This is a genomic window from Streptomyces violaceus (assembly GCF_036014075.1).
Taxonomy (GTDB): Bacteria; Actinomycetota; Actinomycetes; order Streptomycetales; family Streptomycetaceae; genus Streptomyces; species Streptomyces violaceus.
Window position 1 is genome coordinate 8,143,010 of the sequence record NZ_CP107911.1, and the last position, 13,790, is coordinate 8,156,799.

At 72.8% G+C, this 13,790-nt stretch carries 11 protein-coding genes; 7 read left to right on the forward strand and 4 right to left on the reverse strand.

Features of this window, described 5'->3' with window-relative positions:
• Positions 1–11: 11 nt before the first annotated feature.
• Genes OG542_RS36715 through OG542_RS36725 form a run of 3 tightly spaced genes read left to right on the forward strand, consistent with a single transcriptional unit; the run spans position 12 to position 4,711 of the window.
• A complete protein-coding gene (locus OG542_RS36715; RefSeq protein WP_328416660.1) occupies positions 12–1,661 on the forward strand; it encodes an extracellular solute-binding protein in 1,650 nt (549 codons plus the stop codon).
• A gap of 31 nt (positions 1,662–1,692) precedes the next feature.
• On the forward strand, positions 1,693–2,760 hold the full coding sequence (locus tag OG542_RS36720) for a LacI family DNA-binding transcriptional regulator (protein WP_385866993.1): 1,068 nt from the start codon (positions 1,693–1,695) through the stop codon (positions 2,758–2,760).
• Positions 2,761–2,782: 22 nt separating this feature from the next.
• Positions 2,783–4,711 carry a DUF2264 domain-containing protein gene (locus tag OG542_RS36725; RefSeq protein WP_328416662.1) on the forward strand — a complete coding sequence of 643 codons (1,929 nt, stop codon included), beginning with the start codon at positions 2,783–2,785 and terminating at the stop codon, positions 4,709–4,711.
• A gap of 55 nt (positions 4,712–4,766) precedes the next feature.
• Here the strand turns inward: OG542_RS36725 and OG542_RS36730 are convergent, their stop codons facing one another.
• From OG542_RS36730 to OG542_RS36740, 3 genes are read right to left on the reverse strand one after another with little or no spacing between them, the layout of a single operon-like run.
• A complete protein-coding gene (locus OG542_RS36730; RefSeq protein WP_328416664.1) occupies positions 4,767–6,260 on the reverse strand; it encodes a tripartite tricarboxylate transporter permease in 1,494 nt (497 codons plus the stop codon).
• A 1-nt stretch (position 6,261) separates the two neighbouring features.
• Entirely contained in the window at positions 6,262–6,801 is a 540-nt protein-coding gene (locus OG542_RS36735; protein ID WP_328416666.1) for a tripartite tricarboxylate transporter TctB family protein, read from the reverse strand.
• The gene (locus tag OG542_RS36740; protein WP_328418255.1) at positions 6,798–7,781 is read right to left on the reverse strand and encodes a Bug family tripartite tricarboxylate transporter substrate binding protein; all 984 of its coding nucleotides are present in this window, start codon (positions 7,779–7,781) and stop codon (positions 6,798–6,800) included. The genes OG542_RS36735 and OG542_RS36740 overlap by 4 nt, the downstream gene beginning before the upstream one ends.
• A 250-nt stretch (positions 7,782–8,031) precedes the next feature.
• Here OG542_RS36740 and OG542_RS36745 point away from each other — a divergent pair, with 250 nt between their 5' ends.
• Positions 8,032–8,781: a response regulator gene (locus tag OG542_RS36745; RefSeq protein WP_328416668.1), complete on the forward strand. Its 750-nt coding sequence runs from the start codon at positions 8,032–8,034 to the stop codon at positions 8,779–8,781.
• 274 nt (positions 8,782–9,055) lie between these two features.
• Here the strand turns inward: OG542_RS36745 and OG542_RS36750 are convergent, their stop codons facing one another.
• Positions 9,056–10,582, reverse strand: a complete 1,527-nt coding sequence (locus OG542_RS36750) for an alpha/beta hydrolase (protein ID WP_328416670.1) — start codon at positions 10,580–10,582, stop codon at positions 9,056–9,058.
• A 368-nt stretch (positions 10,583–10,950) separates the two neighbouring features.
• On the opposite strand from OG542_RS36750, the gene OG542_RS36755 reads away from it, so the two are divergent.
• The 3 genes from OG542_RS36755 to OG542_RS36765 are packed head-to-tail and all read left to right on the forward strand — an operon-like array spanning position 10,951 to position 13,753.
• Positions 10,951–12,075 carry a Gfo/Idh/MocA family protein gene (locus tag OG542_RS36755; RefSeq protein WP_328416672.1) on the forward strand — a complete coding sequence of 375 codons (1,125 nt, stop codon included), beginning with the start codon at positions 10,951–10,953 and terminating at the stop codon, positions 12,073–12,075.
• Positions 12,072–12,998 (forward strand): DUF6807 domain-containing protein, encoded by a 927-nt coding sequence (locus OG542_RS36760; RefSeq protein WP_328416674.1) that lies wholly within the window; start codon positions 12,072–12,074, stop codon positions 12,996–12,998. The genes OG542_RS36755 and OG542_RS36760 overlap by 4 nt, the downstream gene beginning before the upstream one ends.
• Complete coding sequence (locus OG542_RS36765) at positions 12,992–13,753, forward strand: cupin domain-containing protein (protein ID WP_328416676.1); 762 nt, start codon at positions 12,992–12,994, stop codon at positions 13,751–13,753. Before OG542_RS36760 ends, OG542_RS36765 begins: the two co-directional genes overlap by 7 nt.
• Positions 13,754–13,790 lie beyond the last annotated feature (37 nt).

Sequence of the window (13,790 nt, forward strand, 5' to 3'; positions counted from 1 at the left end):
GTGATTCACCCATGCCCAGCATGTCCCGACGCACCCTGCTGCGTACCGTGGCCGCCGGTGGTGCCGCCGTCTCCGTCCCCGGTCTGCTGACCGCCTGCTCCTCGGGATCCGGCGACGGCGACGTCTCCAACGCCGGGAAGAAGCTCGCCCCCTGGCCGGCCCACCGTCCCGCCACCGGCCCGAAGCCCGACCTCGCCCCCACCGAGGAGGGCGTCCAGGCCGGATACACGTCCTACCCCTCCGACCTGGTCAAGTCCGTCTCCCGCACCCCGGGCGACGGCTCCACCGTCCGTGTCATGACCGTCTCGTTCGGTACTCCGCCCAAGCCCGCCTCCGCCAACCGGTTCTGGGCGGCCGTGGAGAAGGCCCTCGGCGTGAAGATCGAGTACACGATCATCTCCCAGGCCGACTACCAGAAGAAGATGGCGACGGTCATGGCGGGCGACGCCGGAGCCCTGCCCGACATCATCAACATGTTCTCCGGCTTCACCCTGCCCCGCGAGGCGCAGTTCGTGCAGCGGCGCGCCCAGGACCTCACGCCCTACCTGTCCGGCGACGCGATCGCCGACTACCCGAACCTCGCCAACATCCCCACCCACGCCTGGCGCGACATGGGCCGCGTCGGCGGCCGCGTCTACGGCATTCCCCTGGAGCGCCCGCTGCCCGGTTCGACCCTGTGGATCAACCAGGACATGTTCGCCGACGCGGGCATGAAGGAGGGCTGGACCGCCGAGGACTTCACCGCCGTGGCGCGGCGGGGCACGCGCGGGAAGACGTACATGCTGGGCGCCGCCGCCCAGTCAGGGTTCGGCAACGGCTACCACTCCGCCGCCCACAACGCGCCCCAGAGCTGGGCCGTCACCGAGAACGGCATCTTCCTCCCGGCGGCGGCCGACGAACGCTACAAGGCGTCGATCGCCTTCCGGGCACAGCTGCGCAAGAACGGCTCCTACCACCCCGACGCCACGTCCATCTCGCAGATCGACCTGACGACCCTCTACTACAACGGCACCGTCGGCTCCATGCAGGACGGGTTCGGCGCCTACCTGCCCAAGTACCGTGAGTCCGAGGGCAAGATGAGCCCGGCGGCCGCCCTCCCGTACAGCGTCGGCGGCGAGCCCGGCGGAATCGTCGCCGCCCGCCGCTCCTTCGGCTACACCATCCTGAAGAAGGCCAAGAAGGAGCGCGTCGAACTGCTGCTGCGCATCCTCGACTACCTCGCCGCGCCCTTCGGCAGCGAGGAGTGGGAACTCGTCCACTACGGCGTCGAAGGCGTCCACTTCACCCGCGCCAAGGACGGCTCGCCCGAGTACACCAAGCTCGGCGAGGTGGAGAACAACACCAACCTGCCGCTGAAGTACCTCGCCGAAGGACCCCAGGTGCTGTTCGTGCCCGGCATGCCCGATGCCGTGCGCGCCCTGCACACCTGGCAGCGGAAGGTCGTACCGCACGCCGTCCGCAACGCCGCGTTCGGGCTTCAGTCCACGACGCACAATGCCCAGGGCGCCACCCTCCAGACCCTTCTCGACGACACCGCCACCGGGATCATCGCCGGGCGGCTGCCGCTGTCCGAGTGGGACGCGACGGTGAAGAAGTGGCGGAGCCGGGGCGGCGACAGAATGGCCGAGGAATACGCGAAGGACTACGCGGCCAACACCTGAACAGCGGTGGGCGGAAGAGGAGACGCGGGGGATGGGGAACGACATGGTGTCCAAGGGGCGGGTCACGATCCGCGAGGTCGCCGAGCGGGCGGGCGTGTCGACGGCCACCGCCTCCCGCGCGCTCAGCGGCAACCACCCGGTGCCCGCCGCGACCCGGGCCCGGGTCCTGCGCGCGGCCCGCGACCTCGACTACGTGGCCAACGCGCACGCCCGCGCCCTGGTGGGCGGCGGCCGCAAGATGGCCGCCGTCGTGGTCCGCCAGGTCACCAGCCCCTTCTACGCCCAGGTCGCCGAGGGCGTGGAGGCGGAGGCCGCCGACCGCGGCTGGCTCTGCGTGGTCGGCGCCACCGGCGGGGACGCCCAGCGTGAGATGGAGTTCGTGCAGCTCATGCGGGAGGAGGGCGCCCGGCTGGTGATCCTGGTCGGCGGAGTCGTCGAGGACGACGCCTACCGCGAGCGCGTCGCCCACTACGCCCATGCCCTGGACTCCTCCGGAGCCCGGCTCGTGCTCTGCGGCCGGCCTGCGCCCGACCCGGAGATCCCGGCGCTCGTCGTCGAGTTCGACAACGAGGCCGGGGCCCGCGCCGTCACCGCCCATCTGCTCTCGGCCGGGCACCGCGGGATCGTCTTCCTCGGCGGACTGCCCGGCAACACCGCCCTCGACGCCCGCGTCGCCGGCTACCGGGCCGCCCTCGCCGAGCACGGGCTGCCGCCCGAGGCCGCCCACGTCGTCGACTGCGGACTCGGCCGCGCCGCCGGACACCGGGCCATGACCGAACTCCTCAAGCGGACACGGGAGTTCACCGCCGTCTTCGCCGGCGACGACATGGTCGCCGCCGGTGCCCTGCGCGCGATCGCCGACAGCGGGCTGAGCGTCCCCCGTGACATCTCCGTCGTCGGCTACAACGACATCCCGCTCGCCGAGGACTTCAACCCGCCCCTCACCACCGTCCGCACCCCCGCGGAGGAACTCGGCCGCGCCGCCGTACGCATCGCGCTGCGCGACCCCGAGCACGCCGCCGGGGCCCACCATCTGCTCGGCACCCACATCGTCGTCCGCGACAGTGTCGGCGCGCCCCCGCCCGGGCGTGCCCTGTGACCAACGGAGGAACCGCACCCGCATGAGCGCGCCGCACGTGTCGCTCCCTGACCCGACGCACCTCCCCCACCTTCCCCAGCTGCCACCCCCCGACCCGCTGGCCTCGCCCGTCACCGGCTGGACCCGCGCCCACTGGGAGGCGATCGCCGACCGCCTCCTGGACGCCCTGCTGCCGTACGCCTCCCCGGGCCTGGCCCAGTACCGGCTCCCCGGACCGCCCAGCCACTCCGGGCCCTGGTCGGACGGTCTCGAGGGCTTCGCCCGCTCCTTTCTGCTGGCGGCCTTCCGTATCGCCGGTTCGGGCGGACAGCAGCCGGGACTCATCGAGCGGTACGCGGCCGGGCTGGCGGCCGGCACCGACCCGCACGGCCCCGACCGCTGGCCGCCCATCACGGACCGGGGCCAGCCCATGGTCGAGGCCGCGTCCCTCGCGATCGCCCTGCACGAGACCCGCCCGTGGATCTGGGACCGGCTCGACGACCGCGTACGGCAACGGATCGCCGACTGGCTGGGCGGCTTCGTCGGAGCGGTGGTGAACGATTCCAACTGGCGGCTGTTCCAGGTCATCACCGAGGAGTTCCTCGCCTCCGTCGGCGCCCCGCACAGCCGCCGCGAGATCGACGCCGGGCTGGCCCGCCTGGAGGACTGGTACCGGGGCGACGGCTGGTACACCGACGGCGACGGCCGCAAGTTCGACTACTACAACGCCTGGGCCCTGCACCTGTATCCGGTGCTCTGGGCCCGTATCGCGGGACCGCGCGCCGACCCGGGGCCGGTGGCGGCCCACCGGGCACGCCTGCGGTCGTTCCTCCACGACCACCAGCACTTCTTCGGCGCCGACGGGGCCCCCGTCCACCAGGGCCGCTCGCTCACCTATCGCTTCGCGACGACCGCGCCCCTGTGGGCGGGTGTTCTCGCCGACGCCACTCCGCTGCCGCCCGGCCGCACCCGCCGCCTCGCCTCCGGCGCGCTGAGGCACTTCGCCGAGCGGGGCGTGCCCGACGAGCACGGGCTGCTCACGCTCGGCTGGTACGGGCCCTTCCTCCCCGTCACCCAGCGGTACTCGGGCCCGGCCTCCCCGTACTGGGCGAGCAAGGCCTTCCTCGGCCTGCTCCTGCCCGCCGACCACCCGGTGTGGACCGCGACCGAGGAACCCGGCCCGGTCGAATCGGCCGACCTACGCCACGCGTTACCCGCCCCGGGCTGGCTGCTGCACTCCACCGCGACCGACGGGATCGTACGGCTCGTCAACCACGGCAGCGACCGCCTGCCGCCCCCACCGGCAACGGCCGAGGACAGTCCGCACTACGCCCGGTTCGCCTACTCCAGCGCCACGGCCCCCGAGACCCCTACGGCTCCGCACCCGGGCCCCGACAACCACATCGCCCTGCTCGCCCCCGACGGCACACCGACCCCGCGCGGTCGTATCCACCCCCTCGGCGTCGAGGGCGGTCATGCCGCCTCCTGGCACCGGGCCCTGCTCCCGGGCAGTGGCGCAGGGCACCGCATCGAGACGGTCAGCGTGGTGCACGGCCCCTGGGAGGTCCGGGTGCACCGCGTCGACGCGCCCCCCGGCACGCCCGTGCGCGAGGGAGGCTGGGCCGTGGCCGACGACACCGCACCGCCGACGGCCCGGACCGGCCCCGGCTGGGCACGCGCCCGGCGCACGGACGGTCTGACCAGCGCGCTCGTCGGCCTGCACGGCTGGAGCGACGACGAGGGCACCGTCGTAGCGGCGGTGGGCGCCAACGCGTACGGGCACCACTCCGCGACACCGCTCCTGACGCTGCCGTCCCACCCCGGCGGCACCCACCTCCTGGTGACGCTGGTCGTGCTCAGCGCCGACCCCGCGAGGCACGCCGTGGTCGAGGGGACCCGGGTACGGGCCGGGGCCGACGGGGGAGTGGAGATCCGGTTCCCGGACGGCACTCGGGAGTCGGTCGCGCCGTGAGAGATGCCGAGAGGGCGTGGCTCGGATGAGCCACGCCCTCAGGCCTTGAAGCGTCTCAGGCCTCCACGCGCCCCCGCGTCACCGCCTTCTTCAGCAGCGGCCAGGCCAGCAGGACCAGGATCACCGCGTACACGGTCACCGCGAACGGCGTGTTGACCAGACCGGACACGCTGCCGTCACTGATCTGCAGGGCGCGCCGCAGCTGCTGCTCGGCGTTCGGGCCGAGGATGACGCCGATGACCGCGGGCAGCACCGGCAGGCCGTAGCGGCGCATGCCGAAGCCGATCAGGCCGATGATCAGCAGGATCACCAGGTCGATCACCTCGCCGCCGACCGCGTACGCGCCGACCGCCGCGAAGAACATGATCCCGGCGTACAGGTACGGCCGCGGAATGCGCAGCAGCTTCGCCCACACCGGCGCCAGCGGGAGGTTGAGCGCGAGCAGCAGCACCATGCCGACGAACAGGGAGGCGATCAGGCCCCACACCAGGTCGGGTTCGCGCTCGAAGAGCAGCGGCCCGGGCTGGATGCCGTACTGCTGGAAGGCGGCCAGCATGACGGCCGCGACCGCCGTGGTCGGCAGGCCCAGGGTCAGCATCGACACCAGGGTGCCCGCCGCCGATGCCGACGCCGCCGACTCCGGCCCCGCGACGCCCTCGATGGCGCCCTTGCCCCACTCGTCCTTGTGCTTGGACAGGCGCTTCTCCGTCACGTACGACAGGAAGGTCGGGATCTCCGCGCCGCCCGCCGGGATCGCGCCGAACGGGAAGCCGATGAACGGCCCGCGCAGCCACGACTTCCAGGTCCGGTTCACATCGCCGCGCCCCAGCCACGGGCGGCCCACCGGGATCGGCTCGGGCGGCCTGCGCCGCAGATGCGCCGCGACCCACAGGGCCTCGCCGATCGCGAAGAGACCGACCGCGACGATCACCACGTCGATGCCGTCGGCCAGTTGGAGCGAGCCGAAGGTCAGGCGCTGCTGGCCGGTCATCTGGTCCAGGCCCACCAGGCCCAGGGTGAGGCCGATGAGCAGGGAGGCGAGGCCACGGATGCGGGACGAGCCCAGCACCGACGTCACCGCGATGAACGCCAGCACCATGATGGCGAAGTAGTCCGGCGCGCCGATGTCCACGGCCAGCTTGGCGACCGTCGGCGCGAGCGCCACGAGAAGGAGCGTGCCGATCAGGCCGCCCGCGAAGTGCCCGACGGCGGCCGCCGCGAGGGCCTGGGCGCCGCGCCCGGACTTGGCCATGGGGTTGCCCTCCATGGCCGCCACCACCGCCGCGCTCTCACCGGGCGTGTTGAGCAGGATGGAGGTGGTCGAACCGCCGAACATCGCGCCGTAGTAGATGCCGGCGAACATGATGAACGCGCCGATCGGGTCGAGCCCGTACGTCACCGGCAGCAGCAGCGCGACCGCCATCGCCGGGCCGATGCCCGGCAGTACGCCGATCGCCGTGCCGAGCAGCACACCGATGACGGCCCAGAGGAGATTGATCGGCGTGAGGGCCGTACCGAAGCCGTCCAGAAGGGAGTTGAAGGCATCCATGTCACAGCACTCCCATCAGCGGACCGCCGGGCAGGGGCACTCCGAGCAGATTGTTGAACACGGTGTAGGTGACGAGGGTCAGCCCGGCCGCGATGAGCGGATCGCGGTCGAGCCTGCGGCTGCCGAGCGCGAACGCGGCGCCCCAGAAGAGCAGCGCGCCCGCTATGGGGAAGCCGAGCGGCTCGATGAGGACGGCCGCGCCGAGGAACACTCCGGCGAGCAGCAGCACCGTGCGCCAGTCGGCGGGCTCGGACAGGTCGACGTCCTCGCCGGTCTCGGCCTGCCCCCGGCCGCCGCGCAGGACGTCCACGGCGAGCAACGCGGCGATCACCAGCAGCCCGGCGCCGACCACGATCGGCACGGTCTTCGGGCCGACGGGACCGCGCTGGGCGATGTCGACGTCCATGGTGAGCGCGTCGGTCAGGACGAGCACGCCCAGTGCCAGCAGCAGCACACACACGCCGAGTTCGGAGTGCTCGCGCAGCCACGAGCGCCGTTCGCCGCCGGTCTCGGCGGGGGGAATGTCGGTCTGCGTCGTCACAGTCCCAGCTCCTTCAGCACCGAAACCACGCGCTTGTCCTCGGCGTCGAGGAACGCGCCGAACTTGTCACCGGTGAGGAAGGCGTCGTCCCAGCCGTTCTGCTTCATGGACTTCCGCCACTCGTCGGAGCCGTGCAGCTCCTCGACGAGCCGCACGAGCTTGTCCCGCTCGCCGTCGGTGAGGCCGGGCGGGGCGACGATGCCGCGCCAGTTGGTGAAGTTCACGTCGTAGCCGGCCTCCTTCAGCGTGGGCCCGTCCAGCCCGTCGACCCGCTTCGGGCCGGTGACCGCGAGGAGGCGCAGCTCGCCCGCCTTGATCTGGTCCAGATACTCGCCGACACCGGAGACACCGAAGGCGACCTTGTTGCCGAGGATGGAGGCGAGCAGTTCGCCGCCGCCGTCGAAGGGGATGTAGTTGACCTGCTTCGGCGGGATACCGGCGGCCCGCGCCATCAGCATCGGCGCGAGATGGTCGGGTCCGCCGGGCGACGAACCGCCGCCGACCGGGAGCTTGCCCGGGTTCTCCTTCCAGGCGCCGATCAGGTCGTCGATCGTCTTGTACGGGGAGTCCTTGGCGACCACGACGACGTCCTGCTCCTCGGTGAGCCGGGCGATCGGTGTGGTGTCGCCGAGCGTCTTCGGCGCGTCGTTGGAACGGACGGCGCCCACGACCCCGAGGCCCATGGACATGGCGAGCTTGCCGTTGCCGTGCTCGCTCACCAGCCGGCTCAGGCCGACGGTGCCGCCCGCGCCGGGCAGGTTGAACACCTCGATGTTGTGGGTCAGTGCGGCGTCCTCGGCGTTCTTCGCGGCCGTACGGGCCGTGATGTCGTAGCCGCCGCCGGGCGTGTTGGGGACCATGAAACGCAGGCCCGGGATCTGTGTGCCGGTCTCGGTGCCGCTGCCGGTGGTCAGCAGCGGCGGTCCGACGAGCACGAGCACGGCGGCCCCGAGCAGGGCCAGGGGAGTGCGCAGGCGCACGAGTGCCACCACCTGTCGGTACGTCGATGCGGGTAGGTAAAGGCCCTGTGGGGGAGGGTGACGTGGGCCACATGCTGCCCCGGGCGCCGACGGCTGTCTCTCTTGCGGAACCAACGGATGTTTTGGTCTTTGCGGTCGCCGGAACAGCCGTGCGCACCCCCGGCCCCGTGGACCGCACCCGTGCACATCTCTTTCCCTCACCGCAGGTGGGCGCCATGATGGGCGGCCCCGGCACGGAAGGAGCGACCCGATGACCAGCGAGCCCCGCACATCCGCCGGCACCGGCACGATCGACGTCCTCGTGGTCGACGACGACTTCATGGTGGCCAAGGTCCACCGCGCCTTCGTCGAGCGCGTCGACTCCTTCCGCGTCGTCGGCGTCGCCGGTTCCGGCGCACAGGCCGTCACCGCCGCCGACGCGCTGCGCCCCGACCTCGTGCTGCTCGACCTGCACCTGCCGGACATCTTCGGCCTCGACGTCATCCCCCGGCTGCGTTCCGCGGGCCACGACTGCGACGTCATGGTCGTCAGCGCCGCCCGGGAGGCCGAGACGGTCCGCGGTGCCGTCCGGCACGGGGTCGTCGACTACCTCCTCAAACCGTTCGAGTCCGAGGAGCTGCGCGCCCGGTTGGAGCGCTACGCCGAACGGCGCGGCCGGCTGCTCGGCACGGTCGTGCGCAGCCAGGCCGACGTCGACCGAGTGCTTGCCGGAGCCGCCGGAGGGGCTACGCCCGTCGCCGCCCTGCCCAAGGGCATGAGCGTGGAGACCGCCGAGCTGGTCGAGCGGGCCCTGCGCGAGACGGACGGCACCCTGTCCGCCAGCGAGTGCGCCGCCCTGACCGGCGTCTCCCGCGTGAGCGCCCGCCGCTACCTGGAGCACTTCCACACCGTCGGCCGCGTGGAGGTCTCCCTGCGCTACGGCGTGGCGGGCCGCCCCGAACGCCGCTACCGCTTCCGCGGCCCCACCGCGCTCCGGCCGGGGGGCGAGGTACGCGCCTAGGTGTGCTGTCCCGGGACGCCTGGCACCTCCCCCCACTCGCCTCACCGGGATCCAATAGGAGGGATTCCGTCCGGCACGCCGAGAGCACGCTCCCCCAGTCTCGGCTGCGCTCGACCGGGAGGTGCCCCCACGACGCCGCGGGCCCCGCCTTCCGGGCGGACGACGGGACCTTGCGGACACGGGCCAGCGTCACAACAGGCCCTTGGACCCACCGCGCCTCGACGAGCCGCAGATTGGCACCCATCGGCCCGAGAACCGCCCGAGCAGCGAGTTCCTACCGTGCGGCGCAGTCGACGTCCTTCGCCGGCAGGCGGCCCGTCGCGAGGTACGCGTTGACCGTGTCGTCGACGCACGGCTCGCCGTAGACGCCGTACACCGCGTGCTGATCGGCCCCGCTCAGCGTGACCAGGCGCGAGGAGGGCCACGTGCCGCGCACCGTCCTGGCGCCCTCGTGGTCGGTGCGCGGGTCCCCGGTGGCGTTGACGAGGAGGGCGGGCAGGTCGTCGCGGATCGTGGTCGGGCGCTCGCGCGGCCGGTCCCAGAACGCGCACGGGTTGATGTTGTGCGTGACGGGCGCGAACAGCGGGTCCTGCGCCCGGCCGCGCTGGACGTCGCGCCAGTAGACCTCCGGGTCACGAGGCGCGGTGCCGTCGCCGCACAGGATCGCCGTCTGCGCGCTGCCGTAGGGGGAGTCGGCGCCCGTGAGCGTGAACTCGAGCACCCCGGCGAGCCAGGGGGACGGTGTGACCCGCTGCCCCTGAGACGCCCGCAGCATGTCCCGCACGCCCTGCGCGAAGTCACCGTAGGCGGCGTCGTTGTGCTGGGAGAGGCCGTTGAAGACGACCATGGGCATCACGTGCTCGTCCAGCCGGTGGTCGCCGAGCCGCAGGGGCGTGCGGGCAGAGGTCTTCCGGACGCGGTCCACGGCGGCCAGTACCTCGCCCCGTGTCCCGCCCAGCCCGTAGGTCGCCTCGCGTGCGGCGGCCCAGGACGCCCACCCCTCCAGCGCGTGCCGGTTGGCCCGCTCGACGCCCCGCAGCAGCCTCGGCCCGTAGCGGTCCGGGTCGATCACACCGTCCAGGACGACCCGGTCCGTGCGGCCGGGGAACATGGTGGTGTACACCTCGCCGAGGTAGCTGCCGTACGAGTAGCCCAGGTAGGAGATCCGCCGCTCGCCCAGCGCGGCCCGGACGACGTCCATGTCGCGCGCGGTGTTGCGGGTCGTGGCGTGGGGCAGGACATCGCCCGCGTTGCCGCGGCAGCGCTCGGCGAGCTCCTTCGCGAACGCGGTCATGCGGTCGAAGCCGGCCCGGTCCGCCCCCGCCCCGCGCCACGCCGAGCCGGTCGGCCAGCGGCAGTCCAGCGGTGTGCTGCGGCCGATGAATCGGGGGTCGACGCCCACCACGTCGTAGCGTGCGGCGACGTCCTTCATCGCCTTGCGCACCCACGGGGGGTCGCCGAGCGACGGCCCGCCGGGGCCGCCGCCGTTGAGCAGCAGCGGCCCGACGCGGCGATCGGTGTCGGTGGCACGGATCCGGGATATCGCGACGGTGATCGTGCGGCCGCCGGGGTCCGAGTAGTCCAGCGGCACCGTCACGTCGGTGCAGCGGGCGCCCGCCTGCCGCAGCTCCTTGCCGGTCGTGTCCTGAGGACCGAGCACGCAGCTCTTCCAGACGAGGCGCTGGTGGTGGTAGCGGGCGAGCGGGTCGGGGGCCGTCCCGGCCGGGCGGGCCGTCGCCGTGGCGGGCAGTGCGGTGAGGGCGAGAGCGGCGGTCGTCAGGGCCAGGGCGGCCCTTCTCACAGATCCCGGGGAGCGGGATAAGCGGAGCACGGGGCTGTCCTCTCTGTCGCGACTGTCCCTCGGCGGTCCGACGTGGACATGCCGAGGGGGATGTGGTGCGACAGAACGGTAGGGGCGGGCCGCTTCCCGATCACTCCGGCTGGCAGCCGGTTCGTGGTGGGGTCAACCCCAGCGGACAGACGGGGGAACGCCGTTTCCGTGAGGCCGACGAAAATCGGAATCCAGGCCCCAAGCTGGGAGAACGCTCGCGCAGACCTTGTGCAGGTCGCCGCAGGGGGGTTGTCCAGACATGGTCCCGCGCCTAGGGTCACCTTCCGAGTGCAAGCGCTTTCCAAGCGCCATTCCACCGGTTGTCCGAGGAGCGCCGCATGTCCGTGTCCCCAGGGTCTCCCACCCGCCGCCGCGTGGCCGTCGTCGGCACCGGAGCCATCGTCAGCGGGAGCCATCTGCCCGCGCTGCGGGCCCACTCCGACCGGGTGGAACTGGTAGCCGCCGTCGACGTGGACCAGGAACGGCTCGACACCTTCCGCGAGCTGGCCGGCGACCAGGTCGCCGGGTACACCTCGGTGGACGCGATGCTGGACGCCGTACGCCCCGACCTGCTCCTGATCGGGACACCGCCCTCCCTGCACCGGGAGCAGACGGTGGCCGCGCTCAAGGCGGGCGCCTGGGTGCTGTGCGAGAAGCCGCTCACCCTGTCGCTCGCCGAGTACGACGAGATCGCCGCCGCCGAGGAGGCCTCCGGGGCGTACGCGGCGGTCGTCTTCCAGCACCGGTACGGCTCCGGCGCCGTGCACGCCCGCGAGCTGATCACCAGCGGCGAGCTGGGCGCCCCGCTGGTCGCGCACTGCCAGACCACCTGGCACCGGGACGCCGCGTACTACGCGGTGCCGTGGCGCGGCAAGTGGGCCAGCGAGGGCGGCGGCCCGACCATGGGCCACGGCATCCACCAGTACGACCTGCTGCTGCACCTGCTCGGCGAGTGGGAGGAGATCCAGGCGATGGCGGCCCGGCTCGTCCACGACACCGAGAGCGAGGACGTCTCCACAGCGCTGGTGCGCTTCCGCGGCGGCGCTCTCGCGACCGTCGTGAACAGCGTGCTGTCCCCGGACGAGGTGAGCCGCATCCGCGTCGACTGCGCGGACGCCACGATCGAGCTCACCCACCTGTACGGCCACAGCAACGACAGCTGGGCCTACACCCCGGCCCCGCACGTCGCCTCCGACCGCGCCACCGCCTGGCGCACCCCCGCGAACGACGTGCCCAGCTCGCACACGGCCCAGCTCGGCGCGCTCCTCGACGCCTACGACACCGGGACCCGACCACCGGGCAGCGGCCAGGACGCCCGTGCCACCCTCGAGTTCGCCGCCGCCCTGTACAAGGCGGCGTTCACCGGCCGCTCCGTGCGGGCGGGGGAGATCGGCCCCGGCGACCCCTTCTACGAGGCGATGCACGGCGAGTACCCCGACTGGGCCCCCAAGGAGCGCGCATGACCATCCGAGTCACCCACACGCACGGCGAGGACATCGCTGTCACGGCGGCCAATGGCACGGAGATCCTCCGCTACGTCTACCGCCCCGACCCGGATCCGTTCGAGGCCCGCAAGCCGTACGCCCATCCCGTGCGCACCCTGTCCGGCCGCACGGTCACCGGCTACCGCCCCAACGACCACCGCTGGCACAAGGGCCTGCAGATGACCGCGAGCCATCTGTCCGGCCAGAACTTCTGGGGCGGCAACTGCTACGTCCACGGCCAGGGGTATCTGCCCCTGCCCGAGCGCGTCGGCTCGATGCGGCACGACGGCTTCTCCGGCTTCACCGTCGAGGACGACCGCCTCGCCTTCACCGAGGAGCTCACCTGGATCGAGAACGGCGGCGAGGAGTGGGCGCGCGAGGTACGCGGCCTGACCGTCCACTCGGTGGACGAGGAGACCGGCGCCTGGGCCCTGGACTGGTCGATCCGCCTCACCAACACGCGTTCCGAGCCGCTGGCCTTCGGCTCCCCGACCACCGCGGGCCGTGAGATGGCCGGCTACACCGGACTCCAGTGGCGCGGCCCGCGGGACTTCACCGGCGGCACGGCATTCGCCCCGGACACCGACGCCGATGCCGGCAAGCTGATGGGCACCCAGGGTCCGTGGCTCGCCTTCACCACCGAGCACGACGACGTCGACGGCCACTCCACCCTCGTCTTCGCGCACGCCCCCGAGAACCTCGACGAGAAGTCCGCGATCCACGAGTCGCACTGGTTCGTCCGCTCCGAGCCCATCCCGACCGTCGCCTTCTCCTGGGCGTTCTTCGAGGAGTTCGAGCTCCCGCCGGGCGAGTCCTTCGCCTACCGCTACCGGCTGGTCGTCGCCGACGGCGCCTGGGACCGCGACCGGGTCGGCACGTACCTGGAGGGCCTGCCGTGGTGAGCGACCCGAAGCCCGCCCTGCCGCACCCGCTGCCCGGCGCGGTCGGCCTGTCCCATCTGAGCGCCTACGACTGGGAGGCCGCCGACGGCGTCTGCGGCGGCAGCCCGCATCTGCACCTGGTGTGCACCGAGGCGTACGTCGTCACCGGCGGCCGGGGCGCGGTCCAGACGCTGAGCCCCGACGGCTACCGGGACATCCCCCTCGCGGCCGGCTCCATCGCCTGGTTCACACCGGGCACCGTGCACCGCATGGTGCAGGGCGGCGACCTGCGCATCACCGTGCTGATGCAGAACAGCGGCCTGCCCGAGGCCGGTGACGCCGTGTTCACCTTCCCGCCCGAGGTGCTCGCCGACCCCGAGAAGTACGCCGCCGCCGCGAAGCTGCCGCCCGGCACGGGACCGGAGACGGCAGCGGCCGCCCGGCGCCGCAGGGACCTCGCCGTCGAGGGCTACCTCGTCCTGCGCGAGGCCCTCGACGCAGGCGACAGCGGCCCGTACCTGGAGTTCCAGCGGGCCGCCGCCCGTCTCGTGCGCGACAAGGTGCCCACCTGGCGCGAGCTGTGGCGGGCGGGTGCGCTGGCCACCGCCGAAGGCACCGGCGCCCAGCTCGACGCGCTGGAGGCGGGTGAGCCCGTCCATCTCGGCGAGGCCACCGCCCACGAGGCCGCGCCCACCCGGCTCGGCGGCTTCGGCATGTGCGGCCGCCGGGACGAGTACAACCTGCCCGGTACGACGCTGCCTTACCAGGGCGAGTAACCGAGCAAGAGGGCCGAGGGGGGCAACAGGCCGAGGG

Bases quoted from the DNA above. Each gene is read 5' to 3' on its own strand.
- OG542_RS36715 (WP_328416660.1), top strand. From the start codon at position 12: ATGCCCAGCATGTCCCGACGCACCCTGCTGCGTACCGTGGCCGCCGGT.
- OG542_RS36720 (WP_385866993.1), top strand. From the start codon at position 1,693: ATGGGGAACGACATGGTGTCCAAGGGGCGGGTCACGATCCGCGAGGTC.
- OG542_RS36725 (WP_328416662.1), top strand. From the start codon at position 2,783: ATGAGCGCGCCGCACGTGTCGCTCCCTGACCCGACGCACCTCCCCCAC.
- OG542_RS36730 (WP_328416664.1), bottom strand. From the start codon at position 6,260: ATGGATGCCTTCAACTCCCTTCTGGACGGCTTCGGTACGGCCCTCACG.
- OG542_RS36745 (WP_328416668.1), top strand. From the start codon at position 8,032: ATGACCAGCGAGCCCCGCACATCCGCCGGCACCGGCACGATCGACGTC.
- OG542_RS36755 (WP_328416672.1), top strand. From the start codon at position 10,951: ATGTCCGTGTCCCCAGGGTCTCCCACCCGCCGCCGCGTGGCCGTCGTC.
- OG542_RS36760 (WP_328416674.1), top strand. From the start codon at position 12,072: ATGACCATCCGAGTCACCCACACGCACGGCGAGGACATCGCTGTCACG.